Origin of the sequence: Bradyrhizobium sp. AUGA SZCCT0105 (assembly GCF_018129565.1) — a bacterium.
Lineage (GTDB): Bacteria > Pseudomonadota > Alphaproteobacteria > Rhizobiales > Xanthobacteraceae > Bradyrhizobium.
The window spans coordinates 94,118-117,550 of record NZ_JAFCMK010000006.1 but is presented as its reverse complement, the minus strand read 5'-3'; the positions used below and the strand labels follow the sequence as shown (position 1 = coordinate 117,550).

Here is a 23,433-nt window from a genome sequence, read left to right as displayed (position 1 = left end):
AAGCCTTCTCTTGCCGAAATGCCTCGGATTTGAGGAAATTCCGTCGCGTCAGCGCGGCCGCGCGATTGGGAAATCATAGGCCGGCCCGCCGGCCTCCGGCAGCGAAAAGTGCCACCATTCCTTTGAATAGGTCACGAACCCCTGCCGGGCCATCGCCGCGACCAGAAGGTTGCGCCAGCGGCGCTGCGCCGGCGTGATCGCGCTGGCGGCGGTATGCCCCTTCACGTCGGAGCAATCGTAGCCGGTGCCCATGTCGACGCTGCCCTCCGGGGCACGCTCGGCGACCTGCGCGGTGCAGTCGGCATAGTCCTTGGCCGGATCGAACTTGCGCGAATTGTCCGCGGTCAGATCGACCAGCGTGAGATCGAGCGCCGCCCCGGTCGAATGACCGGAATGGGTGGCGATGTAACCGAGGCGGAACAGATCCGCCTTCGAGAACGCCGGGTTGTAGCGCCGCTCGGCGGCGGTCTCCTTGCCGTTCCGCGACCACGCCACCATGTCGGCGACAGCGCGGGCCGGCCGGTAGCAATCGAACATCTTCAGCGACAGGCGTTGCCGCGCCAGTTCCTGCTGCACAGCCTTGAGCCGCAGCCCCACCTCCCGCTTCACCACGCATTCCGCCGCGCCATAGCCCGCGATCGGCCGCCCCATGAAATTATTGGAGGTCGCGTAGCGGATGTCCTGGATGATGGTCGGATCGATGTCGCGCAGGAACGCGAAGTCGCCGGGCAGCTTCTGGGCGAAGGCAGACGAGATCGCCCCGAAGACCAGCAATGCGATCACGGCAATTTTCACGAGTCCCCGCTCCGCTGTCTTGCCTGCATGGCCGTCCAAGGGACCACCTCGCCTATGCTCCGCCTGAGCCCGGTCCTCCACGTCTTGTTCCGGAAAAACCAGCAAAAGCAAGGCGCGGACAGCTCGCAACAGGCCCAGGCACGATGGCGTAGAAACCCAGCCCCATCTTACTCGGGGAAAACTCCGCCTAGCCCTCTTCGCGCTTGCCCCACCGGCCATCCGCGCCTATAGCTCTCGCTTTAATGACCCCATCATTAAAATCGACTTTTGTCCTCGGTCACCGGCATCTGCTGGGCATCGAGGGCCTTTCCGCTGACGACATCACGGGCCTGCTCGACCTCTCCGAGGAGTATGTCGAGCTCAACCGCCAGGTCGACAAGAAACGCGCGAGTCTGCGCGGCCGCACCCAGATCAATCTGTTCTTCGAGGCCTCGACCCGGACCCAGTCCTCGTTCGAGATCGCCGGAAAACGCCTGGGCGCCGACGTCATGAACATGTCGGTGTCATCGATGTCGACCCGCAAGGGCGAGACCTTGATGGACACCGCGGTGACGCTGAACGCGATGCACCCCGATATCCTGGTGGTGCGCCACCACGCCTCCGGCGCGGTCGAGCTTTTGGCGCGCAAGGTTGACGGTTCCGTGATCAACGCCGGCGACGGCGCCCACGAGCACCCGACCCAGGCGCTGCTCGACGCGCTGACCATCCGCCGCAACAAGGGCCGGCTCGAGGGGCTGACGATCGCGATCTGCGGCGACGTGCTGCATTCGCGCGTGGCGCGTTCCAACATCTTCCTGCTCAACACCATGGGCGCCCGCGTCCGCGTGGTGGGCCCCTCCACATTGCTGCCGCGCGGCATCGAGCGGATGGGCGTCGAGGTTGCGCGCGACATGCGCGAGGGGCTGAACGGCGCCGACATCGTGATGATGCTGCGGCTGCAGCGCGAGCGCATGAACGGTTCCTTCGTGCCTTCGAGCCAGGAGTATTTCCACTATTTCGGCCTCGACCAGAAGAAGCTCGCTTACGCCAAGCCCGATGCGCTGGTCATGCATCCCGGCCCGATGAACCGCGGTGTCGAGATCGACACCTTCGTCGCCGACGGCGCGCAATCGCTGATCCGTGAACAAGTCGAAATGGGTGTGGCGGTGCGCATGGCAGTGCTCGAAGCGCTCGCCCGCAACCTGCCGAACGCGTGACGCCATGCTGACTGACCGCCGCCCCATCCTGCTCGCCAACGCCCGCGTCATCGATCCGTCCCGCGACTTCGACGGTCCGGGCGACGTCCTGATCGCCGACGGCGTGATCCGTGACGCCAAGCGCGGCATCGGCGCCGCCGGCGTCCCCGAAGGCACCGACATCGTCAATTGCGCCGGCAAGATCGTGGCCCCCGGCCTGATCGACATGCGCGCCTTCGTCGGCGAGCCCGGAGCCAGCCACCGCGAGACCTTCGCGTCCGCCAGCCAGGCCGCCGCCGCCGGCGGCATCACCACCATCATCTGCCAGCCCGATACCTCGCCGGTGATCGACAATTCGGCGACCGTCGACTTCGTGCTGCGCCGCGCCCGCGACACCGCGATCGTCAACATCCACCCGATGGCGGCGCTGACCAAGGGCATGCAGGGCCAGGAGATGACCGAGATCGGCCTGTTGAAGGCCGCCGGCGCGGTTGCCTTCACCGATGGCGACCGCAGCGTCACCAATGCCCAGGTGATGCGGCGCGCGCTGACCTACGCTCGCGATTTCGACGCGCTGATCGTGCATCACACCGAGGACCCGAATCTGGTGGGCGAAGGCGTGATGAACGAGGGCGAGTTCGCTACGCGGCTCGGGCTCGCCGGGATTCCGACCGCCGCCGAGTCGATCATGCTCGAGCGCGACATGCGGCTCGCGGCGCTGACCGGCGGGCGCTATCACGCGGCGTCGCTGACCTCGATCGAGTCGCTGGAGATCCTCAAGCATGCCCGCGACAACGGGCTCAACGTCTCGGCTTCGGTCTCGATCAACCACGTGACTCTGAACGAGAACGACATCGGCCCCTACCGCACCTTCCTCAAGCTGGCGCCGCCGCTGCGCACCGAGGAGGACCGCAGGGCGCTGGTCGCAGCGCTCGCCTCCGGCCTGATCGACGTCGTGATGAGCGACCACAATCCGCAGGACGTCGAGGTCAAGCGGCTGCCGTTCGCGGAAGCGGCGAGCGGCGCGGTCGGCCTGCAGACCATGCTGCCGGCGGCGCTGCGGCTGATCCACAATGGCGAGATGGAGTTCAAAACGCTGATCCGGGCGATGTCGACGCGGCCGGCGGAACTGCTCGGCCTGCCCGGCGGCACGCTGCGCGCCGGGGCCCCCGCCGACGTGATCGTGATCGACGCCGACACCCCCTGGGTGCTCGACCGCGACGACCTCAAATCGCTGTGCAAGAATACGCCGTTCGACGACGCCCGCTTCTCGGGCCGCGTGACGCGGACGATCGTCGGCGGACGGACGGTGTACGAACACGTCTAAATTGGCGTGGAACTCAGCGCGCCGCGAGTTGCGACATCGCTTCCATCGTCGTTCCAACGACGATGGCCGCGACGTAAACCACAAAGAAAACCTGCTCAAGCCGCCTGCGAACAGAAGCCATGATAAGCTCCCTCATTTCCAAGGCCATGGTGCGGATTGATGGTTAATATTTCATTGACGGAATTGGCAAAAATGGACCGGATCGACCGTCCAGGGAACCACCGCGATGTCTGCTGACGCGCTGCTGCTCGCCGCCTTCCTGATCGGCTGTCTCCTGGGCTCGATCCCGTTCGGCATGATCCTCACCAGGCTCGCCGGCACGCAGGATCTGCGCACCATCGGCTCGGGCAATATCGGCGCCACCAACGTGCTGCGCACCGGCCACAAGGGCCTCGCCGCGGCGACGCTGATCGGCGACATGCTCAAGGGCACGGTCGCCGTCATCATCGCCGGCTCGATCGACGGCCCGAACGCGGCGATGCTGGCGGCGCTGGGCGCGTTCCTCGGCCACCTCTTCCCGGTCTGGCTCAGGTTTCGCGGCGGCAAGGGCGTCGCGACCTATATCGGCGTGCTGCTCGGCCTGTTCTGGCCGGCGGCGCTGATCTTCGCCGTGATCTGGATCGGCACCGCCACCACCACGCGCTACTCGTCGCTGTCGGCGCTCATCGCCGCGTTCGTGACGCCGCTGTTCCTGTGGTGGTTCGGCCACAACGCGCTCGCCTCGCTGTTCGCCGTGCTGACGCTGCTGCTGTTCTACACACACCGCGAGAACATCAAGCGACTGCAGGCCGGCACCGAAGGCAAGATCGGCGAGAAGAAGTGACGTCAATCATTCCGGGGCATCGCGCAGCGATGAACCCGGAATCTCGAGATTCCGGGTCTGGTGCTTACGCACTATCCCGGAATGACGTTGCTACCGCCTCAGCGCGTCCTCGACAAAGCTCGCTGCCGCCATCGCCTTCGCGTCATCACCAAAACCCGAGATCACGGTCACGCCGACCGGCAATCCGCCCTCGGCGCTCAGCGTCGGCACGTTGACGCAGGGCACGCCCATCAAGGTCCAGAGCCGGTTGTAGCGGGGATCGCCGGTCGAGGCCAAGCCGTGGGGCGCGGCACCCGGCGCCGATAGCGTCAGCAGCACGTCGACCTCGCCAAAAATCGCTGACAGCGCCTGCCGCGCCCGCAGCGTGACGTCCATCGCCGCGTCGTACTCGGCGGGTGTGCCGCCCTTGCTCTCGTCGAGCCGGCCGCGCAGCAGCGGCGGCATCGCATCGTAGTTCTGGCCGTATTCCCAGGCGAACGACTGGTGCGCCTCGAACTCCTGCACCACCGGATGGATCCGCCACGCCTCCGCGATGATCTCCGGCATCGCGAGCTCGTGCACGATTGCCCCCGCGCGTTCCGCCGCCCGCGCGGCCTTCTGCAACGCCTCCGCGCCGGATGGTTCGGGCGCGCCGGCGAAGGCTTGCGTCACGACGCCGATGCGCGGCACTGCGAGCTCAGACGGCACGACAAGCTCGGGGCGCCTGGTCATCGCGGCCAGCCCCAGCGCTACGTCGCGCACACCGGCGCCGAACAGCCCCACCGTATCGAGCGTCCACGAAAAACACTTCACACCGACGGTCGGCAGCAGCCGGTAGCTCGGCTTGATCGCGGCGACGCCGCAGAACGAGGCCGGCCGGATCACCGAGCCGCCGGTCTGCGTGCCCAATGCCAACGGGATCATCCCGGCGGCGACCGCAGCCGCCGAGCCCGACGACGATCCGCCCGGCGTGTGCGCATGATTGTGCGGATTGAGCGTTGCGGTCGGATCGTTCGCTGCGAACGCGGTGGTCGTGGTCTTGCCGATGATGGTCGCGCCGGCCTGCTTCAGCGCCATCACCACAGGCGCATCGGCGCGCGGCTGATGGCCGCGGTAGATCACAGCCCCCATCTCGGTCGGGAACTCGGCGGTATCGATGATGTCCTTGATGCCGACCGCGATGCCGCGCAGCGGCCCGGCATCCTGCGCACGTGCCTTCGCGTCGTGGCGGACAAAGGCGCCGATCGTCTTGTCCTGCGCACCGATCGCCTGCAGCGATTGGTTGATTGCGGCCTCGGGCGACAGCGCGCCCCGTTCGATACGCGCTTGGAGGTCGGCAAGTGAGATCATGGGCGGCTTCCTCGAATTGGCGACCGCTTGTAGCGCGTCACGCCTACTGCGCCAATGTCGCGGTTGATCACAATCCCTGGTTGGGCGAAGCTAGAGCCCGCATGCATGACCGGTCACCCAGCACCACTGAACTCACCGACACCGAACGGCTTAGCCGGCTGCGGCTGATCCGCTCCGACAATGTCGGGCCGCGCACCTTTGCATCGCTGCTCCGCCATTTTGGCGATGCGGCGCATGCGCTGGAGCGCCTGCCGGATCTCGCGCGCCGCGGCGGCGCATCGGGACCCGGGCGCATCGCGAGCGAGGCCGATGCCGCCGCGGAGCTCGCGGCCTGCGCCAAGTTCGGCATCGATCTCGTCGCGCCGGAGGAAGCCCACTATCCGGCGCGGCTTGCCACCATCGACGACGCGCCGCCGCTGCTTGCCGTGCGCGGTGCGCGCGACACGCTGATGCGCCCGATGATCGCGATCGTCGGCTCCCGCAACGCATCCGGCGCCGGGCTGAAATTTGCGGGCCAGTTGGCGCGCGATCTCGGCGATGCCGGCTTCGTCGTGATCTCCGGCCTCGCCCGCGGCATCGACCAGGCGGCGCATCGTGCGACCGTTGCAAGCGGCACGGTCGCGGTGCTCGCCGGCGGCCATGACCGCATCTACCCGCCGGAGCATGAGGATCTGCTGGCCGCCCTGCTCGCGCACGGCGCGGCGATTTCGGAGATGCCGCTCGGCCACGTGCCGCGGGCACGCGACTTCCCCCGCCGCAACCGGCTGATCTCGGGCGCATCGCTCGGCGTCGTGGTGGTCGAGGCCGCGCACCGCTCCGGCTCGCTGATCACGGCGCGGATGGCCGCCGAACAGGGCCGCGAGGTGTTCGCGGTGCCGGGCTCGCCGATCGATCCGCGCGCCGCCGGCGCCAACGATTTGATCAAGCAAGGCGCCACGCTGGTCACCGAAGCCGCCGATGTCATCAACGCGGTCACGCCGATCATGGAGCGGCCCGTCATGCTGTCCGCGCGCGAAGACGACGAGCCGATGGATTTTGCCACCGATGCGTCCGATCGCGCCCGCATCATCAATCTGCTCGGACCGAGCCCGATCAGCCTCGACGATCTGATCCGGATGGCCGATGTCTCGCCCGCTGTCGTCCGCGCGGTGCTGCTCGAGCTCGAGCTCGCCGGCAGACTCGAGCGTCACGGCGGCGGCCTGGTGTCGATGATTTAGCGCGGGCCTCGCGGGATATTTCCTTGCCCCGTCATCCTGAGGTGCGAGCGGAGCGAGCCTCGAAGGATGCACGGCCCCGATGTCGCCGAGTTGAGAGAGCCGGGCCGTCGACCCTTCGAGACGCGCTGCGCGCTCCTCCAGCGACAACGGCAAAGCCGTTGCGCGGGGGTGACGGATAACAGTCGTTACTCGTTGCGTCCGTCAAACCGTGTTCGCGCGCCTTCGATCTCGGGCAGATTCGCGAAGGCCCATTCGCCGAGCGCCTTCACCGGCTTCGCCAGGCCGCGGCCGAGATCCGTGAGCTCGTAATCGACCCGCGGCGGAATGGTCGGAAACACCGTGCGCGTGACAAGGCCATCGCGCTCGAGCCCGCGCAAGGTGAGTGTCAGCATCCGTTGCGAGATGCCGTTAATCATCCGCTTCAGCTCGTTGAAGCGCTTCGGCCCCTCCATCAGCATCATGATCACGAACACGCTCCACTTGTCGCCGACCCGCGCCAGCACGGAGGCGACCGCACGGCAATCGCTGTGGTCGGGACTCGGCCGCGGCGGAGCAGTCACATGGATGTTCTCAGGTCTCATTGCTGTGCTCGGGTTTCAAAAATGTGCGTTCTTGCGGACATTTAAGCCGGTCACTCATATAGCGCCAGTTACAAACCTATACCAAAGGTGACCCCAGCCATGAAACTTCTGCACATCGACTCCTCGGTCCTCGGCTCCCACTCCGTCAGCCGCCAGGTTTCCGCCGCCGCCGTCGAGCGGCTGCGCCAGGCCAATCCCGGCCTGGTCGTGAGCTACCGCGATCTGACCCAGACCCCGCTCGCCCACCTCTCCGGCCTGCACCTCGCCGCCAGCCAGGGCGCGGCGCCGGACCCGTCGGTGCGCGACGACATCGCGACCGGTCAGGCGGTTCTCGACGAGTTCCTTGCCGCCGACATCGTCGTGATCGGCGCGCCGATGTACAATTTCACCATTCCTTCCCAGCTGAAGGCCTGGATCGACCGCGTCGTGGTCGCGGGCAAGACCTTCAAATACGGCGCCGCCGGCGTCGAGGGACTGGCCGGCAACAAGCGCGTCATCATCGCGATCTCGCGCGGCGGCTATTACGGCGCCGACACGCCGATGGCCGCGCTCGAGCACCTCGAGACTTATCTGCGCGGGGTGTTCGGCTTCATCGGCGTCAAGAATCTCGAGCTGATCCCCGCCGACGGCATCCAGGTCGGTCCCGAGCATCGCGAGAAGGCGGTCGCGGGCGCGCTGCAGGCCGCCGGCAGCCTGAACGCCGCCTGACGTGATCACACTCCTGCCGTCACCTCGGTGGCGGCAGGCCGCTTCGGGTGGATGAAGTCAGAACCAGGCGCCTTGAATGCCGAAGATGACGGCGACGAGCGAGATCAACAAGCCGATACCGGAAAACAGCGCGACCGTCACAAACTGCGCTGAGTCTGAATTTTCATTTTCGGACGTAGACGAAACCGGGATCGGCGTCGAAATGCGGGCTGCTTTCGGCATGAAGGAACTCCAAAATGATTCCGTGGTGAAAAAAAATCCCCGCCTATTCAGGAGTCCGGCGAGTACGTCAAAGGTTCAATACGCGTGATACTAGTAGCGTACGAAATCGGCCGGTGTGAAGTGCTTCACACCGGCCGATCGTTACAATGAGAAACGAAGTTTAGCCGCGATAGATCGGCGCGCCGGCGGGAGATGCCGTTGCACCGCCATCGATGAACAGTTCCTGCCCCTGCACATGCGCTGCGTCGTCGGACGCCAGGAACAACACCGTCTTCGAGATGTGATCGGGTTCACCGATACGTCCGAGCGGCGTGGACTTTCCGATCCGCAGCTCGAACGCTTTCTCGGCCTCGGGCGTTGCGATCGCCGCGCCCCAGATCGGCGTACGCACGGCGCCCGGCGCCACCACGTTGACGCGGATGTTACGCGGCGACAGTTCTGACGCCATCACACGCGCCATCGCGCGCACACCGGCCTTGCTCGCCGCATAGGCCGAATAGCCGGGATTGCCGAGCACCGAAATCACCGAGCCGTTGAGGATGATCGACGCGCCGTCGTTGAGATATGGCGCGACCGCCTGCACGGTGAAGAACACGCCGGTGAGATTGGTGCGGATCACATTTTCGAATGCGGCGAGCGTGGTGCCGCCGACCGGCGTCTGGCCGGGAATGCCGGCATTGGCGAACAGCACGTCGTACTTGCCGAACTTCTCCGCGCCCTGCTTCACCGCGGCTTCCAGCGCCGCGACATCGGTGGCATCGGCCACCACCGCGAGCGCGTTCGGTCCAAGCTCCCGGGCCGCCGCCGCGAGCGTCTCCTTGTTGCGCCCGGTGATGACGACCTTGGCGCCTTCGGCGACGAACAGCCTTGCTGTCGCAAGCCCGATGCCGCTGTTGCCGCCGGTGATCAACGCCGTCTTGTTCGCCAATCTCACGTCCGCCTCCAGTTGGTTGCATTATTAAACTTAATTGCCTACCTAAGGCATCAGGTTTAATATTGCAACCACACAAGACCGTGATGGCCCAACTTTCGGAGCGTGCGTCGTGAAACGAACCAGCCTTGCAGGCGACAGCTGTCCGGTGGCCCGCGCGCTCGACGTGTTCGGCGACTGGTGGTCGCTCCTGATCATCCGCGACGCCAGCCTCGGCCGGCGCCGTTTCGGCGAATTCCAGGCCAGCCTCGGGCTTGCGAAGAACATCCTCGCCACCCGGCTGCGCACGCTGGTCGAGCGCGGCATCCTGAAGACGGTCCCCGCCTCCGACGGCAGCGCCTATCAGGAATACGTCCTGACGCCGAAGGGCCACGGCATCTTTCCGATCCTGGTCGCGCTCCGGCAATGGACCGAGGAATTCGACGAGCATCCGGACGAGATCGCGACCATCATGGTCGACCGCGACAAGGGCAAGCCGGTCAAGAAGCTCGCGCTGCTTTCGCAGGACGGACGCGTGCTGGGAGCGACCGATACGACGTTGAAGCCGCGGCCTGCGGCGAAGCGCGCGCGGCGCGTTATGACGACGTAGGCGCAGACCGCGTAGGGCGGATTAGCGAAGCGTAATCCGCCGCGACAGCACGTATCGCAGATTGGCGGATTACGCCTTCGGCTAATCCGCCCTACGGTCCCTGCTTTCGCAGGGACGACGATCGGGATGCAGGACGCACCACACATTCGGTGTCGTCCTGGCGAAAGCCAGGACGACGAGTGGAGAGCGCCCTGCGCACAAGGCCGGCCCTGTCATCCCGCAACATCCCTCACGACAACTTCCGCCGACTTCGCGCGCGCAATTGCTCGTCGGCCTCCAGGCGGGTCATCGCGAGCAGGTGGTCGAGGACTTCGAATTTGTGGCGCTGGGCGAGTTTGGCGAGCTCGGTCGCGGCCGCTGCGATCAGGACCAGGGCGTCATCCGGGCCGCCCTCCCCATTTGGCTCGTCGCCTTCCGGTCGCCGTCGGCCGGACGGCTTGGGCTTGCGCCCGCCCCCTGTGCTGTTCAAAAGGCCTAATCCGATTCCCACCCTATATATAAAGAGATACGCCGTTTCCGGCCGCAACTCTAGGACGCATTTTTCAACCCTTGGGATAGAAACTCCACAGCTTGGGCCCTGCCTTCAATATCTGGCGATTTGACAGGGACCGCCCCAACACCCATGTTCGCCCCGACACGGCGGGCCGCGAGTCTAGCGGAACCAGCCTTCAAGTTTTCCCGTAAGCTATTGGAATGACATGAATATCGTCATTGTGGAGTCGCCTGCCAAGGCCAAGACGATCAACAAATATCTGGGGTCCTCCTACGAGGTCCTGGCGTCGTTTGGCCATGTTCGCGACCTCCCGGCCAAGAACGGTTCGGTGGATCCCGACGCCAATTTCCAGATGATCTGGGAGGTCGATGCCAAGGCCGCCGGCCGGCTGAACGACATCGCCAAGGCGCTCAAGGGGGCCGACCGCCTGATTCTGGCGACCGACCCTGATCGCGAGGGCGAAGCGATCTCCTGGCACGTGCTGGAGGTGATGAAGGAGAAGCGCGCGCTGAAGGACCAGAAGGTCGAGCGCGTCGTGTTCAACGCCATCACCAAGCAGGCCGTCACCGACGCCATGAAGGCGCCGCGCCAGATCGACGGCGCGCTGGTCGACGCCTATATGGCGCGCCGCGCGCTGGACTATCTGGTCGGCTTCACGCTCTCGCCCGTGCTGTGGCGCAAGCTGCCCGGCGCCCGCTCCGCCGGCCGCGTGCAGTCGGTCGCGCTGCGGCTGGTCTGCGACCGCGAGCTCGAGATCGAGAAGTTCGTACCGCGGGAGTACTGGTCGCTGGTCGCGACGCTGCTGACGCCGCGCGGCGAAGCCTTCGAGGCCCGGCTGGTCGGCGCCGACGGCAAGAAGATCGCACGGCTCGACATCGGCTCCGGCGCAGAAGCCGAGGACTTCAAGAAGGCGATCGAGGCCGCGCTGTTCAAGATCGCGACCGTCGAGGCCAAGCCGGCCCGGCGCAATCCGCAGGCGCCCTTCACCACCTCGACCCTGCAGCAGGAAGCCAGCCGCAAGCTCGGCTTCGCGCCGGCGCACACCATGCGCATCGCGCAGCGGCTGTATGAGGGCATCGACATCGGCGGCGAGACCACCGGTCTCATCACCTATATGCGAACCGACGGCGTGCAGATCGATCCGTCCGCGATCACCCAGGCCCGCAAGGTGATCGGCGAGGACTACGGCAACGCCTATGTGCCGGATGCCCCGCGCCAGTATCAGGCCAAGGCCAAGAACGCGCAGGAAGCGCACGAAGCGATCCGCCCGACCGATCTGTCGCGTCGCCCGGCCACCATCGGCCGAAGGCTCGATACCGATCAGGCGCGGCTCTACGAACTGATCTGGAAGCGCACCATTGCGAGCCAGATGGAATCGGCCGAGCTCGAGCGCACCACCGTCGACATCGAGGCCAGGGCCGGCGCTCGCGTGCTGGAGCTGCGCGCCTCCGGTCAGGTCATCAAGTTCGATGGCTTCCTCGCGCTCTATCAGGAAAGCCGCGACGACGAAGAGGACGAGGATTCACGCCGCCTGCCCGCGATGAGCCAGGGCGAGGCGGTGAAGCGCCAGAGCCTTGCCGTCACCCAGCACTTCACCGAGCCGCCGCCGCGCTTCTCGGAAGCATCATTGGTGAAGCGGATGGAAGAGCTCGGCATCGGCCGCCCCTCGACCTACGCCTCGATCCTGCAGGTGTTGAAGGACCGCGGCTACGTCAAGCTTGAGAAGAAGCGGCTGCACGGCGAGGACAAGGGCCGCGTCGTGGTCGCGTTCCTCGAGAATTTCTTCTCGCGCTACGTGGAGTACGACTTCACGGCCGATCTCGAGGAGCAGCTCGATCGCATCTCCAACAACGAGATCGCCTGGCAGCAGGTGCTGCAGGACTTCTGGCGCGGCTTCATCGGTGCGGTCAACGACATCAAGGACCTCCGCGTCGCCGAGGTGCTCGATGCGCTCGACGAGATGCTCGGCCCGCACATCTATCCGCCGCGCGCGGACGGCGGCGACGTCAGGCAGTGCCCGACCTGCGGCACCGGCCGGCTTAACCTCAAAGCCGGCAAGTTCGGCGCCTTCGTCGGCTGCTCGAACTATCCGGAATGCCGTTACACCCGCCCGCTCGCGGCCGACAGCGCCGAGAGCGCCGATCGCGTGCTCGGCACCGATCCCGACACCGGGTTCGACGTCACGGTGAAGGCCGGCCGGTTCGGCCCCTACATCCAGCTCGGCGAGCAGAAGGATTACGCCGAAGGCGAGAAGCCGAAGCGCGCCGGCATTCCCAAGGGCACCTCGCCTGCCGATGTCGACCTCCAGCTGGCGCTGAAGCTGTTGTCGCTGCCGCGCGAGATCGGCAAGCATCCGGAGACCGGGCAGCCGATCACCGCCGGCCTCGGCCGGTTCGGGCCGTTCGTGAAGCACGAGAAGACCTATGCCAGCCTCGAGGCCGGCGACGAGGTCTTTGATATCGGCTTGAACCGCGCCGTCACGCTGATCGCGGAGAAGATCGCCAAGGGCCCGAGCGGCCGCCGCTTCGGCGCCGATCCGGGCAAACCGCTCGGCGACCATCCGACGCTCGGCGCGGTCGCGCTGAAGAACGGCCGCTACGGCGCCTATGTCGCGGCCGGCGGCGTCAACGCGACGATCCCGAGCGACCGCACCCCGGACGAGATCACGCTCGCGGAAGCGATCGCGCTGATCGACGAGCGCGCGGCCAAGGGCGGCGGCAAGAAGGCCAAGAAGGCGAAGGCGGAAAAGCCCGCCAAGGCCAAGAAAGCCAAGTCTGAAAAGGCAACGTCTGAAGAGACCGACGGCGACGCCGAGGCCAAGCCGGCCAAGAAGGCTGCGTCGAAGAAGGCCGCGGCGAAGCCGAAAACGGATGCGACCAGCAAGGCGCGCGCGCCGGTCGCCTCCGGTGCCAAGACCTCGCCTGCAAAGTCATCGGCACCAGCGAAAGCGCCCGCAAAGAAGAGCGCCGGCAAGGCAAGAGGATAAGTGACACGAAAACCCGACCATGGCTTTCCGGGCCGGGACGCCATCGTCGCCTTCATCCGCGCCAATCCAGGCAAGGTCGGCACCCGCGAGATCGCGCGCGAGTTCGGCCTGAAGAACGCCGACCGCATCGAGTTGAAGCGGATCCTCCGCGAACTCGCCGACGACGGCACGGTCGCCAAGCGCCGCCGCAAGATCCACGAGCCGGCGGCGCTGCCGCCGACCCTGCTCGCCGACATCACCGGCCGCGACAGCGATGGCGAGCTGATCGCGACGCCCGCCGAGTGGGACTCGGAAGACGGCGCCGCCCCGAAAATCCGCATCGAGATGCCGCGGCGGCCAAAGCCCGGCACCACCGCCGGCGTCGGCGACCGCGCGCTGCTCCACGTCGAGGTGACCGACGAGCACGACGGCACGCCCTATCGCGGCCGCGTCATCAAGGTGATCGATCACGGCCGCACTCGCATCCTCGGCATCTTCCGCAAGAACCCTGATGGCGGCGGGCGCCTGATCCCGGTCGACAAGAAGCAGGCCGGCCGCGAGCTCAACATCGCCAAGGCCGACAGCGGCGACGCCGAGGACGGCGACCTCATCAGCGTCGACCTGATCCGCACCCGCGGCTACGGGCTCGCCTCCGCCCGGGTCAAGGAGCGGCTCGGCTCGATCGCCAGCGAGAAGGCGATCAGCCTGATCGCGATCAACACCCACGACATCCCGCAGGTATTCTCCGCCGCCGCCGTGCGCGAATCCGAGGAAGCAAAACCCGCGACCTTGCAGGGCCGCGAGGACTGGCGCGACGTGCCGCTTGTCACCATCGACCCGCCGGATGCCAAGGATCACGACGACGCCGTTCATGCCGAGGTCGATTCCGATCCGAACAACAAGGGCGGCTTCATCGTCCATGTCGCGATCGCCGACGTCGCCTTCTACGTGCGGCCCGGCTCGGCGCTCGATCGCGACGCGCTCCAGCGCGGCAACTCGGTGTATTTCCCCGATCGCGTGGTGCCGATGCTGCCCGAGCGCATCTCCAACAATCTCTGCTCGCTGGTGCCGGGCGAGCCGCGCGGCGCGCTCGCGGTGCGCATGGTGATCGGCTCCGACGGTCGCAAGCGCTCGCACACCTTCCATCGCGTGCTGATGCGCTCGGCCGCGAAGCTCGCTTACGCGCAGGCGCAGGCCGCGATCGACGGCAGGCCCGACGACACGACGGGTCCCCTGCTTGATCCGATCCTGAAGCCGCTGTGGTCGGCCTATGAACTGGTCAAGCTCGCACGCAACGAGCGCGACCCGCTCGATCTCGATCTGCCCGAGCGCAAGATCCTCCTGAAGGGCGATGGCACCGTCGATCGGGTGATCGTGCCGCAGCGACTCGATGCGCACCGGCTGATCGAGGAGTTCATGATCCTCGCCAACGTCGCTGCGGCCGAGATGCTGGAGAAGAAGGCGCTGCCGCTGATCTATCGCGTGCACGACGAGCCGAGCCAGGAGAAGGTGCACAACCTCCAGGAATTCCTCAAGACGCTCGACCTGCCCTTCACCAAGCAGGGCGCGCTGCGTCCCACGCAATTCAATCGCGTGCTGGCACAGGTTGCCGGCGAGGATTACGAGCCGCTGGTCAATGAGGTCGTGCTGCGCTCGCAGGCGCAGGCCGAATACTCCGCCGAGAACTACGGCCATTTCGGCTTGAACCTGCGCCGCTACGCGCACTTCACCTCGCCGATCCGCCGCTACGCCGATCTGATCGTGCATCGCGCGCTGATCCGCGCGCTCGACCTTGGCGAAGGCGCCTTGCCGACCGACGAGAGCGTGGAGACGCTGGCCGAGATCGCCGCGCAGATTTCCGTCACCGAGCGCCGCGCGATGAAGGCGGAGCGCGAGACCACCGACCGGCTGATCGCGCATTTCCTCGCCGATCGCATCGGCGCCTCGTTCCAGGGCCGTATCTCCGGCGTGACGCGCGCCGGCCTGTTCGTGAAGCTCGACGACACCGGCGCCGACGGCCTGATCCCGATCCGCACCATCGGCAGCGAGTATTTCAACTATGACGAAACCCGCCACGCGCTGATCGGCACGCGCAGCGGCGCGATGTATCGGCTCGGCGACGTCGTCGACGTGCGGCTGGTCGAGGCCGCGCCGGTGGCGGGCGCGCTGCGTTTTGAGCTATTATCCGAAGGGCAGGCAATTCCGCGCGGCAGAAAACGCGACGGCGTCGGAACCGAGCGCCGCCCCGCGGGATTTGGCAAGGGGCCGAATAAGGGATCCAGCAAGAAGGCGCACAAGGAACGAAAGGCACGCAAGAAGAAGGACCGCAAGCCGGCGAAGCCGACATCCGGCAAATCGAAGCGAGGCAAGTCATGGAAGTGACACCGCCTACGGTGGTCTGGACCCGCGACGCAGCTGAGCCCGAGAAGCGCGACGTGTGGACCGCGATGAAGCGCGGGTTCCTCAGCCGTTGTCCGCGCTGCGGAAAAGGCAGGCTGTTCCGCAAGTTTCTCAAATGCGACGGCCATTGCCCGGTCTGCGATCTCGATTTCACACCGCATCGCGCCGACGATCTGCCCGCCTATCTCGTCATCGTCATTGTCGGCCATATCGTGGTACCGACCGCGCTGTGGATCGAGACCAACTATTCGCCGCCGGTGTGGCTGCAACTTGCGATCTATTTGTCGTTCACGCTGTTCGCATCGCTGGCGCTGTTGCAGCCGGTAAAGGGAGCCGTGATCGGATTGCAATGGGCCCTGCGCATGCATGGCTTTGACGAGAATCCCCCTAGCGACATCCCGCAGGTCTAGCTAAACCGGCCCACAAGAAGAAATGAAAGGGATGAAATGACTGAAGCTGCCGCCCCTGCCGCCGTCGTCCACCAGGGCGAAAAGGAAGCCGATCATCACGCATACTTCCGGCCGAAGGATGCGGCGACGCTGATCCTGATCGATCGCTCCGGCGCCAAGCCGAAGGTCTTGGTCGGCAAGCGCCACGACAAGGTCGTGTTCATGCCGGGCAAATTCGTCTTCCCAGGCGGCCGCGTCGATAAGGCCGACAACCGCGTGCCGGTCGCAGCCCCGATCACGCCGGAGCTCGAAGCCAATCTGTTGAAGGGCAGCCCGAAGATCACGCCCGGCCGCGCGCGTGCGCTTGCCAATGCGGCGATCCGCGAAGCCTGCGAAGAGACCGGGCTCTGCCTCGGCCGCAAGGTCGAGAAGTCGCAGAAGCTCGATGGCCCCTGGGCGCCGTTCGCCGACGCTGGCCTGCTGCCCGATCCGTCCGGCCTGTTCCTGATCGCGCGTGCGATCACCCCGCCTGGCCGCGTCCGCCGCTTCGACACCCGCTTCTTCACCGCTGATGCCTCGACGATCGCGCATCGTGTCGAAGGCGTGGTGCATGCCGATGCCGAGCTGGTCGAGCTCGTATGGGTCGAGATCGGCTCCGAGCCCCTCGCCGACGCGCATGCCATGACCAAGAACGTTCTCGCCGAGCTCGATCGCCGCCTCGCCACCGGCCCGCTGCGTCACGACGCGCCGGTGCCGTTCTTCCATTTCTACGGCGGCAAGATGCACAAGGACGTGCTGGGGGCGTGATCATCCTCCCGTCATTCCCCGGCGCGCAATTGCGCACCTGAGGGCGCGACGCAGTCGCGAGCCCGGAATCCATCGGGCCGCAGAATCAATGGAGGAATGGATTCCGGGCTCGTCGCTTCGCGCCGCCCCGGAATGACGGCGTTGAGGAAGTGCCCAAAAACAAAATAATCTTCCCGATGGCGTGCCGCGAAACGCCTCCCTATCTGTTCCGCTAACGACATCAGAGACGGAACGGGGCAATGGCGAAGCGTCAACTCAAGCTCGGCGCATTCATGCGGCCGATCAGCATTCACACCGGCGCCTGGCGCTATCCCGGGGCCTGGCCTGACGCCAATTTCAACTTCGACCACATCAAGACGCTGATCCTGAAGCTCGAGGCCGGCAAGTTCGACGCCTTCTTCATGGCCGACCATCTGGCCGTGCTGAACATGCCGATCAACGCGCTGAAGCGCAGCCACACCGTGACGTCGTTCGAGCCGTTCACCCTGCTCTCGGCACTCGCGGCCGTCACCGAGAATATCGGCCTGATCGCGACCGGCTCGACCACCTTCGACGAGCCCTATCACGTCGCCCGCCGCTTCGCTTCGCTCGACCACATCTCCGGCGGCCGCGCCGGCTGGAATATCGTCACCACGTCCAATCCAGACGCGGCGTTGAATTTCGGCCTCGACGATCACATGGAGCACGCCGAGCGCTACAAGCGCGCCCGCGAGTTCTACGATGTCGTCACCGGCCTGTGGGACTCCTTTGCCGACGATGCGTTCGTGCGCGATGTCGAGTCCGGGCTGTTCGTCGATCCCGACAAGATGCATGTGCTCAACCACAAGGGCAAATATCTCTCGGTGCGCGGCCCTCTCAACATCGCCCGCCCGGTGCAGGGCTGGCCGGTCATCGTGCAGGCCGGTGCCTCCGACGACGGCAGGCAGCTTGCGGCCGAGACGGCGGAAGCCGTGTTCACCGGCGGCGGCAGCCTTGCGGACGGACAGAAGCTCTATGCCGACATCAAGGGCCGCATGGAAAAGATCGGCCGCGATCCCGAGCATCTGAAGATCCTGCCCGGCGCCTTTGTCGTGGTCGGCGACAGCGTCGAGGAGGCCAAGGAGAAGCGCGCGCTGCTCGACAGCCGTGTGCATTACGACAGCGCGATCGCCTCGCTCTCGGTGATCCTCGGCACCGATGCGTCGGCCTTCGATCCCGACGGGCAATTGCCGCCGATCCCGGAAACCAATGCCAGCAAGAGCGGCCGCCAGCGCCTCGTCGATGTCGCCGCGCGCGACAAGCTGACCGTGCGCCAGCTCGCGCAGCGCGTCGGCGGCTATGGCGGGCTTGCCTTCGTCGGCACGCCACAGACCATCGCCGACCAGATGGAGGAATGGCTGACCGGCCGCGGCAGCGACGGTTTCAACATCATGTTCCCCTATCTGCCGCAGGGCCTGTTCGAGTTCGTCGACAAGGTGGTGCCGGAACTGCAAAAGCGCGGGATTTACCGCACCGCGTACGAAGGTCGGACCCTGCGCGAGAATTTGGGCCTGCCGCGGCCCAAAAATCAGTTCTTCGGGGGCTAATCGGCCCGGATTCGGGATTGTTTTGGCTCGGAAATCCTTGACTTTGGGCGGTTTCTGGCTAGTTTCCCGGCCAAACGCGGGCCGATTTGGCCGGCTCCCGATATCCCTGCAGTTTCGAGGTTTTGCACATGGCCAAAGCGGTCACCATCAAGGTCAAGCTCGTGTCGACGGCCGATACCGGCTTCTATTACGTCGCCAAGAAGAATTCGCGCACCATGACCGACAAGCTGGTCAAGAAGAAGTACGACCCGGTCGCGCGCAAGCACGTCGAGTTCAAGGAAGCCAAGATCAAGTAAGATCGCCTGCTTCTGATGTTTCAAACGGGGCCCTCGCGGCCCCGTTTTTGCTTTGTAGGCCTGCGTCATCCCGCATGATTCCCGAACAAAGTCCCGGGCACAGGGCTCAGATGATCGCAAGCTTGGACGAGGGAAACGCAGGCGGCTACTCGGTCGCCTACGGCCGCGAGGACATCTACTTTCCGGTCTATGTCACGGCCGCGCTGGCCGCGGTCTTCCTGACCGCGAGCTGGATCACCGGCGAGATCTATTGGCTGGCGCCGGCGGCTGCGGCGGGCGGCTTCACCTACTACAACATCCCCCTGCTGGAGGCCGGTCGTCCGACCATCGGAGCCAACCAGTACGGCATCTTCATCCAGGCCTTCGGGCTGATTCGCTGGCGCGCCATCACACGCATCGACCTCGTCGAGATCGCCGAGCGCGCGATGACCGTTCACGAATTGCAGATCGCGCTCAGCGGGCCGCTCGGCAGCGCGCTGGTGGCCGACTGGCGCAAGCGGCCGGCCTATCGGCTGCTGATGCGCTTGCCGTGGCGCATGGACCATCGTGGCGTGGTCCGCGTCAGTCTGGAGCCATTCGACCGGACGCCCGACGAGATCCACCGGACGTTCCTCAGGATGTGGCGCTACTACCGGAGCTAGCCCTTGAACGCCTCATCACGCAGATGCGCGTCCGCGATCTCTGCATCCGGATTGTGTGTGATGGTCATGAACCAAACGAGGCTGAAGAACAGCGACCACGCTGTGTTCCAATAGAACCAGTTCATCGGATCACCTCGAACAGCTTTGATCCGCGCCAGCCGGCGAAGATCGCCGGCTGAGCGGAACGCCGCCAAGTCTACTGCACGACCTCGCCGTGCAGTGCCAGATCCAACCCTTCGCGCTCGATGTCGCGCGTCACGCGAAGCCCGACGAAGAGATTGATCACGAACAGGATGATCAGGCTCACGACGGCATCATACACGAAAACCGTCGCGACGCCGATGCATTGATTGATGAACTGCCCGGGATTTCCCTCCAGAACGCCTGCCGTACCACCATACTGCTCGACCGCGAACACCCCGGTCAGCAGCGCCCCGACGATGCCGCCGAGGGCATGGACGCCGAAGCAGTCCAGCGCATCATCGTAGCTGAACAGGCGCTTCAAGCCGGTGCATCCCCAGTAGCAGCAGACGCCGGCGGCGATGCCGATGGCGAAAGCGCCGACCGGCCCGACGAAACCGGAGGCCGGCGTGATCGCGACGAGGCCGGCAACGGCACCCGAGCAGATGCCGACGACGGTCGGCTTGCCCTTCAGCGCCCATTCCACCAGCATCCAGGTGAAGGCCGCCACTGCCGTGGCGATCTGGGTCACCAGCATGGCCATGCCCGCCTGCATTCCCGCCGTGACGGCGGAGCCGGCGTTGAAGCCGAACCAACCGACCCACAGCAGCGACGCGCCGATGAAGGTCAGCACCATATTGTGCGCCGGCCCCGTCTCGACGCGCTTGCCGAGCATGATGGCGCACATCAGGCCGGCCACGCCGGCATTGATGTGCACAACGGTGCCGCCGGCGAAATCGAGAACCTTGACATAGGCGGCATCGTTACCCGCCGAGAAGATCCCGTCAGGACCCCAGACCCAATGCGCGATCGGCGCATAGACGAAGATCGCCCACAGCCCGATGAACCAGAGCATCGCCGAGAACTTCATCCGCTCGGCAAACGCGCCGGCAATCAGCGCCGGCGTGATGATGGCGAACGTCATCTGGAAGCAGATGTAGACCGACTCAGGGATAGTCGCGGCAAGCGGATTGGGATTGCCGATGCCACCCTTGCCGATGTCGCTCAGGATATCCTTGAGGAACATACGATCCAGGCCGCCGATGAACGGCGTGCCGGCACGAAACGCCAGGCTGTAGGTCAGGACGGCAAACAGGATCGTGACCAGGCAGGTGACGGCGAAACTGGTCATCACAGTGTCGCCGACGTTCTTCTTGCGCACCATTCCGCCATAGAACAGGCCGAGCCCCGGGATCGTCATCATCAGGACGAGCGCGACGGACGTGAGCATCCAGGCGGTATCGCCGGAATTCGGTGTGCACTTCTCGAGAATCTTGCCGCCGCAGGCCGGCGGCGCCGCCGCATCCTCAGCCAGCGCGAAGTCGCTGAACAGCAGGCAAAGAACGGCCACTCCCAGCAAGGCAACCCCGATTCTCACGAGTTTCTGGCGCGTATATGTCCCAGACTCCATCATCGTCCTCCCTTCACAAGAAATGCTGCTGTTCGGAATGGGCGCGGCGCGTTCTGCGCGAGCGAAGGGCGACCTGCGCGCTCGGTTAGGGGGATGTCTCGAAGTGCCGCGGTCCGGGTGGCGGGATGCGGCGAAGTCGCTGCGGCATCAGGCCGGACATAAGGCACAAAGGCCATCTGCTCGGCGGCGCGGCGAACGCCGTGGTGCGCGGATGGCTGGAGAATGACGGCGACTAGCCTCATCGCGGCCAGCCCTTCCCATGGGTCCCCAGGCCGGAACCGAAGCAACGGCTTCCGGCACGATTTCTAGCCAAATTCTATCAAGATTCGTGCCACCGACGCGTGCGGCGTAACACATTGAAGACGCTGTGACTTTAATCCGAGCACGAAACGGCTTCGCGCTCCGCTGCACGTTCTCGCAGCAGGCTATCGATGGAAAAATAGGCAGCAACTGGCGACTGCCTTCGCACGGGGCAGTCGCCGTCTGGCCGGGATCGGAAGCTAGGCGGCCTTGAGCAGCGGCGGTTGCGCCGGCCGGATCAGCGCGAAGGCGACCTGGATGATGCCACCGGCAAGACCGAGCGCGACGCCGATCCGCCAGGCCATGGTGTAGGAGCCGAGCGAGTCGTAGATCACCCCTCCTCCGTAGGCGCCGAGGAAGCTGCCGACCTGGTGGCTCATGAAGGCAAGGCCCTGGATCATCGCCTGCCAGCGCAGACCGAACATCTCGGCCACCGCGCCCGCGACCAGCGGACCGACGCCCATCCAGAGGAAGCCCATGATGGCGCCGAACAGCAATGTCGAGCCCGGCGTCGCCGGCAGCAAGAAGTACCAAGCGAGCGCCAGCGAGCGCAGGATGTAGATGCCGCCAAGCAGCGCGAGCTTGTTCCAGCGCTGACCGGCCCAGCCGAAGAACAGCGAGCCCAGCACGTTGAAGCCGCCGATCATGCCGAGCGTCTGCGCGCTCAGCATCGGATCGAGCCCGCAGATCGCCAGATACGACGGCAGATGCGTGGTGAGGAAGACGAGCTGCATACCGCAGACCATGTAGGCGCAGGTCATCACCACGAAGGACGCGTTGCCGAACGCGGTCTTCGCCGCGGTCGCCGCGGTGGCGTTGCCGATGTCATCGGCCGCGGGCTTCGGCAGCGGAATCTTGTCGACGCGACCGGCGTACAACGCGGCTGGAATCATCCCGATCGACAGGATGACGAATCCGGCAAGCCCGACACGCCAACCGAACCCTTCATTGAGCATCTGGCCGATCGGCGCCGACAGCAGTGCACCGAGCGAGCCCGCGGCGGAGACCATGCCGAGCACGGTCGAGCGGACCGTCTCCGACACCGCGCGCGCCGCGACCGACATGGCGATCGCATTCGCGGTGCAAGCGAGTGAAAGGCCGATCAGTACACCGGCGCCGATCATGATGGCGACGAGGCCATGCGCCGTCGTCATCAGCACAAGGCCCGCGATGTAGGCCAGCGCACCGACCACCATGATCGGGCGGAAGCCATAACGCACCGTCATCGCGCCCGCGAGCGGCTGCAGGAAGCCCCAGGCGAGATTCTGCACCGCCAGCGCCAGCGTGAAATGCGACACCGAGATGCCGATGTCGTGCGTCAGCGGCTGCATGAAGATGCCAAGGCTCTGCCGCAGCCCCATGCTCAGCGTGAGCATGATGGAGGCACCGATCAGGATGGGAAGCGTGGGACGCAGGACCTGCAACAGGGGCATTGTTCTTGTTCTCCCATGACGGCGCGGCACGAGTGCCACAGCCTGCGATTCACGCATGTTTTGGTTACACAGACCTGTGTACTTAGGCTATACAGGGGGCGACCTGTCAAGCGAAGAGGATCACGGCCGGCGCATGGCTTCCCCGCCTCCCAAACAGACCATGAAAGAGCGGATCCTCGAGACCGCCGACAAACTGTTCTACCTGCAGGGCATTCGCGCCATCGGCGTCGACACCATCGCGGCCGAGATCGGCATCAGCAAACGCACCCTCTACAATCACTTCCCGTCGAAGGACGCGCTGATCGAGGCCTATCTGCAGCGCCGCTTCGTGCAGCCCCGCTCCTCCGACAAGCCGCCGGCCGAGCAGATTCTCGCAACCTTCGATTCGCTGGAGCGGCGCTTCTCGGCGAAGGATTTTCGCGGTTGTCCTTTCGTGAACGCGGTCGCCGAGCTCGGGCCGGACGACGAGGACCGCACCGTGCGCAATATCGCCGTGGCCTTCAAGGAAAGCCGCCGGGTCTGGTTTCGCGATCTGCTGCGGCAGCTTGGCGTCGCGGATGCCGAGGCACTTGCGACCCAGCTCACGCTCTTGGTCGACGGCTCGATCGCGCAGGACCTGGTGCGCGACGATCCGGCCATGGCGCGCGCGGCCAAGGAAGCCGCCCGTGTGCTGCTGGCGAATGCGGGGGTCAAGGTCGGCGGCGCCGCGCCTGCGGACAACAAGCGCACTGGATAAATCCGGTTGCGTACACAAGTCCGGTTTGGTTGGTAGCGTGACGGCATGCGACGGCATTCCCGATTGGATATTCCGTCCGGCGAGATTGACGACCGCGCGACAGCCTGCGGCACAACTGGG

Annotated in this window: 23 protein-coding genes; 14 read left to right on the top strand and 9 right to left on the bottom strand. The window is 65.6% G+C overall.

The genetic code is table 11. The features are described 5' to 3' along the window. Window positions 1–48: 48 nt before the first annotated feature. A complete protein-coding gene (locus JQ573_RS26570) occupies window positions 49–795 on the bottom strand; it encodes a M15 family metallopeptidase (protein WP_312011635.1) in 747 nt (248 codons plus the stop codon). Window positions 796–1,037: 242 nt separating this feature from the next. Here JQ573_RS26570 and JQ573_RS26565 point away from each other — a divergent pair, with 242 nt between their 5' ends. From JQ573_RS26565 to plsY, 3 genes are all read left to right on the top strand, one after another. Next, complete coding sequence (locus JQ573_RS26565; RefSeq protein WP_173642499.1) at window positions 1,038–1,991, top strand: aspartate carbamoyltransferase catalytic subunit; 954 nt, start codon at window positions 1,038–1,040, stop codon at window positions 1,989–1,991. 4 nt (window positions 1,992–1,995) lie between these two features. Further along, window positions 1,996–3,297, top strand: a complete 1,302-nt coding sequence (locus tag JQ573_RS26560) for a dihydroorotase (RefSeq protein ID WP_212318670.1) — start codon at window positions 1,996–1,998, stop codon at window positions 3,295–3,297. Window positions 3,298–3,523: 226 nt separating this feature from the next. Next, a complete protein-coding gene (plsY, locus tag JQ573_RS26555) occupies window positions 3,524–4,120 on the top strand; it encodes a glycerol-3-phosphate 1-O-acyltransferase PlsY (protein WP_212318668.1) in 597 nt (198 codons plus the stop codon). Window positions 4,121–4,210: 90 nt separating this feature from the next. On the opposite strand, the gene JQ573_RS26550 is transcribed toward plsY, so the two are convergent. Next, a complete protein-coding gene (locus JQ573_RS26550; RefSeq protein WP_212318667.1) occupies window positions 4,211–5,449 on the bottom strand; it encodes an amidase in 1,239 nt (412 codons plus the stop codon). A 101-nt stretch (window positions 5,450–5,550) separates the two neighbouring features. Between JQ573_RS26550 and dprA the strand changes: the two genes are divergently transcribed. Then, window positions 5,551–6,666, top strand: coding sequence for a DNA-processing protein DprA (dprA, locus tag JQ573_RS26545; RefSeq protein WP_212318665.1), 1,116 nt, complete (start codon window positions 5,551–5,553; stop codon window positions 6,664–6,666). Between the two features lie 185 nt (window positions 6,667–6,851). Here dprA and JQ573_RS26540 read toward each other — a convergent pair whose 3' ends face one another. After that, window positions 6,852–7,247, bottom strand: a complete 396-nt coding sequence (locus JQ573_RS26540) for a helix-turn-helix domain-containing protein (protein WP_212318663.1) — start codon at window positions 7,245–7,247, stop codon at window positions 6,852–6,854. Window positions 7,248–7,346: 99 nt separating this feature from the next. Here JQ573_RS26540 and JQ573_RS26535 point away from each other — a divergent pair, with 99 nt between their 5' ends. Continuing rightward, a complete protein-coding gene (locus tag JQ573_RS26535) occupies window positions 7,347–7,955 on the top strand; it encodes an FMN-dependent NADH-azoreductase (RefSeq protein ID WP_212318661.1) in 609 nt (202 codons plus the stop codon). A gap of 57 nt (window positions 7,956–8,012) precedes the next feature. Here JQ573_RS26535 and JQ573_RS26530 read toward each other — a convergent pair whose 3' ends face one another. Further along, window positions 8,013–8,177 carry a hypothetical protein gene (locus JQ573_RS26530; protein WP_097673623.1) on the bottom strand — a complete coding sequence of 55 codons (165 nt, stop codon included), beginning with the start codon at window positions 8,175–8,177 and terminating at the stop codon, window positions 8,013–8,015. A gap of 160 nt (window positions 8,178–8,337) precedes the next feature. Then, window positions 8,338–9,111 (bottom strand): SDR family NAD(P)-dependent oxidoreductase, encoded by a 774-nt coding sequence (locus tag JQ573_RS26525; RefSeq protein WP_212318659.1) that lies wholly within the window; start codon window positions 9,109–9,111, stop codon window positions 8,338–8,340. A 109-nt stretch (window positions 9,112–9,220) separates the two neighbouring features. On the opposite strand from JQ573_RS26525, the gene JQ573_RS26520 reads away from it, so the two are divergent. Further along, window positions 9,221–9,697 (top strand): helix-turn-helix domain-containing protein, encoded by a 477-nt coding sequence (locus JQ573_RS26520; protein WP_212318657.1) that lies wholly within the window; start codon window positions 9,221–9,223, stop codon window positions 9,695–9,697. 229 nt (window positions 9,698–9,926) lie between these two features. On the opposite strand, the gene JQ573_RS26515 is transcribed toward JQ573_RS26520, so the two are convergent. Next, window positions 9,927–10,166: a hypothetical protein gene (locus tag JQ573_RS26515; RefSeq protein WP_212318798.1), complete on the bottom strand. Its 240-nt coding sequence runs from the start codon at window positions 10,164–10,166 to the stop codon at window positions 9,927–9,929. A 229-nt stretch (window positions 10,167–10,395) separates the two neighbouring features. Here JQ573_RS26515 and topA point away from each other — a divergent pair, with 229 nt between their 5' ends. The 7 genes from topA to JQ573_RS26480 all read left to right on the top strand — a co-directional run bounded on the left by topA (window position 10,396) and on the right by JQ573_RS26480 (window position 19,253). Next, window positions 10,396–13,176: a type I DNA topoisomerase gene (gene topA, locus JQ573_RS26510; RefSeq protein ID WP_212318656.1), complete on the top strand. Its 2,781-nt coding sequence runs from the start codon at window positions 10,396–10,398 to the stop codon at window positions 13,174–13,176. After that, a complete protein-coding gene (gene rnr / locus JQ573_RS26505; protein ID WP_212318654.1) occupies window positions 13,177–15,537 on the top strand; it encodes a ribonuclease R in 2,361 nt (786 codons plus the stop codon). Further along, window positions 15,528–15,965: a DUF983 domain-containing protein gene (locus tag JQ573_RS26500; RefSeq protein ID WP_212318652.1), complete on the top strand. Its 438-nt coding sequence runs from the start codon at window positions 15,528–15,530 to the stop codon at window positions 15,963–15,965. Before rnr ends, JQ573_RS26500 begins: the two co-directional genes overlap by 10 nt. Window positions 15,966–16,001: 36 nt before the next feature. Beyond that, window positions 16,002–16,751, top strand: a complete 750-nt coding sequence (locus tag JQ573_RS26495; protein ID WP_212318651.1) for an NUDIX domain-containing protein — start codon at window positions 16,002–16,004, stop codon at window positions 16,749–16,751. A gap of 239 nt (window positions 16,752–16,990) precedes the next feature. Next, window positions 16,991–18,316 (top strand): LLM class flavin-dependent oxidoreductase, encoded by a 1,326-nt coding sequence (locus tag JQ573_RS26490; protein WP_212318650.1) that lies wholly within the window; start codon window positions 16,991–16,993, stop codon window positions 18,314–18,316. A gap of 128 nt (window positions 18,317–18,444) precedes the next feature. Next, window positions 18,445–18,612 carry a 50S ribosomal protein L33 gene (gene rpmG / locus JQ573_RS26485; protein WP_018271988.1) on the top strand — a complete coding sequence of 56 codons (168 nt, stop codon included), beginning with the start codon at window positions 18,445–18,447 and terminating at the stop codon, window positions 18,610–18,612. Between the two features lie 122 nt (window positions 18,613–18,734). Beyond that, complete coding sequence (locus tag JQ573_RS26480) at window positions 18,735–19,253, top strand: hypothetical protein (RefSeq protein ID WP_249132380.1); 519 nt, start codon at window positions 18,735–18,737, stop codon at window positions 19,251–19,253. Here JQ573_RS26480 and JQ573_RS26475 read toward each other — a convergent pair. The 3 genes from JQ573_RS26475 to JQ573_RS26465 all read right to left on the bottom strand — a co-directional run bounded on the left by JQ573_RS26475 (window position 19,250) and on the right by JQ573_RS26465 (window position 22,577). Then, window positions 19,250–19,447: a hypothetical protein gene (locus JQ573_RS26475; protein ID WP_212318646.1), complete on the bottom strand. Its 198-nt coding sequence runs from the start codon at window positions 19,445–19,447 to the stop codon at window positions 19,250–19,252. The genes JQ573_RS26480 and JQ573_RS26475 overlap by 4 nt on opposite strands. 2 nt (window positions 19,448–19,449) lie before the next feature. Then, entirely contained in the window at window positions 19,450–20,847 is a 1,398-nt protein-coding gene (locus JQ573_RS26470; RefSeq protein ID WP_283815119.1) for an ammonium transporter, read from the bottom strand. Between the two features lie 497 nt (window positions 20,848–21,344). After that, window positions 21,345–22,577 carry an MFS transporter gene (locus tag JQ573_RS26465; protein ID WP_212318644.1) on the bottom strand — a complete coding sequence of 411 codons (1,233 nt, stop codon included), beginning with the start codon at window positions 22,575–22,577 and terminating at the stop codon, window positions 21,345–21,347. Window positions 22,578–22,710: 133 nt separating this feature from the next. Here JQ573_RS26465 and JQ573_RS26460 point away from each other — a divergent pair, with 133 nt between their 5' ends. After that, complete coding sequence (locus JQ573_RS26460) at window positions 22,711–23,313, top strand: TetR/AcrR family transcriptional regulator (protein ID WP_212318643.1); 603 nt, start codon at window positions 22,711–22,713, stop codon at window positions 23,311–23,313. Window positions 23,314–23,433: the final 120 nt, after the last annotated feature.

Coding starts and splice junctions, on each gene's coding strand:
- JQ573_RS26565 (WP_173642499.1), top strand. CDS start 1,038: ATGACCCCATCATTAAAATCGACTTTTGTCCTCGGTCACCGGCATCTG.
- JQ573_RS26560 (WP_212318670.1), top strand. CDS start 1,996: ATGCTGACTGACCGCCGCCCCATCCTGCTCGCCAACGCCCGCGTCATC.
- plsY (WP_212318668.1), top strand. CDS start 3,524: ATGTCTGCTGACGCGCTGCTGCTCGCCGCCTTCCTGATCGGCTGTCTC.
- JQ573_RS26550 (WP_212318667.1), bottom strand. CDS start 5,449: ATGATCTCACTTGCCGACCTCCAAGCGCGTATCGAACGGGGCGCGCTG.
- dprA (WP_212318665.1), top strand. CDS start 5,551: ATGCATGACCGGTCACCCAGCACCACTGAACTCACCGACACCGAACGG.
- JQ573_RS26540 (WP_212318663.1), bottom strand. CDS start 7,247: ATGAGACCTGAGAACATCCATGTGACTGCTCCGCCGCGGCCGAGTCCC.
- JQ573_RS26535 (WP_212318661.1), top strand. CDS start 7,347: ATGAAACTTCTGCACATCGACTCCTCGGTCCTCGGCTCCCACTCCGTC.
- JQ573_RS26530 (WP_097673623.1), bottom strand. CDS start 8,177: ATGCCGAAAGCAGCCCGCATTTCGACGCCGATCCCGGTTTCGTCTACG.
- topA (WP_212318656.1), top strand. CDS start 10,396: ATGAATATCGTCATTGTGGAGTCGCCTGCCAAGGCCAAGACGATCAAC.
- JQ573_RS26500 (WP_212318652.1), top strand. CDS start 15,528: ATGGAAGTGACACCGCCTACGGTGGTCTGGACCCGCGACGCAGCTGAG.
- JQ573_RS26495 (WP_212318651.1), top strand. CDS start 16,002: ATGACTGAAGCTGCCGCCCCTGCCGCCGTCGTCCACCAGGGCGAAAAG.
- JQ573_RS26490 (WP_212318650.1), top strand. CDS start 16,991: ATGGCGAAGCGTCAACTCAAGCTCGGCGCATTCATGCGGCCGATCAGC.
- rpmG (WP_018271988.1), top strand. CDS start 18,445: ATGGCCAAAGCGGTCACCATCAAGGTCAAGCTCGTGTCGACGGCCGAT.
- JQ573_RS26470 (WP_283815119.1), bottom strand. CDS start 20,847: ATGATGGAGTCTGGGACATATACGCGCCAGAAACTCGTGAGAATCGGG.
- JQ573_RS26465 (WP_212318644.1), bottom strand. CDS start 22,577: ATGCCCCTGTTGCAGGTCCTGCGTCCCACGCTTCCCATCCTGATCGGT.
- JQ573_RS26460 (WP_212318643.1), top strand. CDS start 22,711: ATGGCTTCCCCGCCTCCCAAACAGACCATGAAAGAGCGGATCCTCGAG.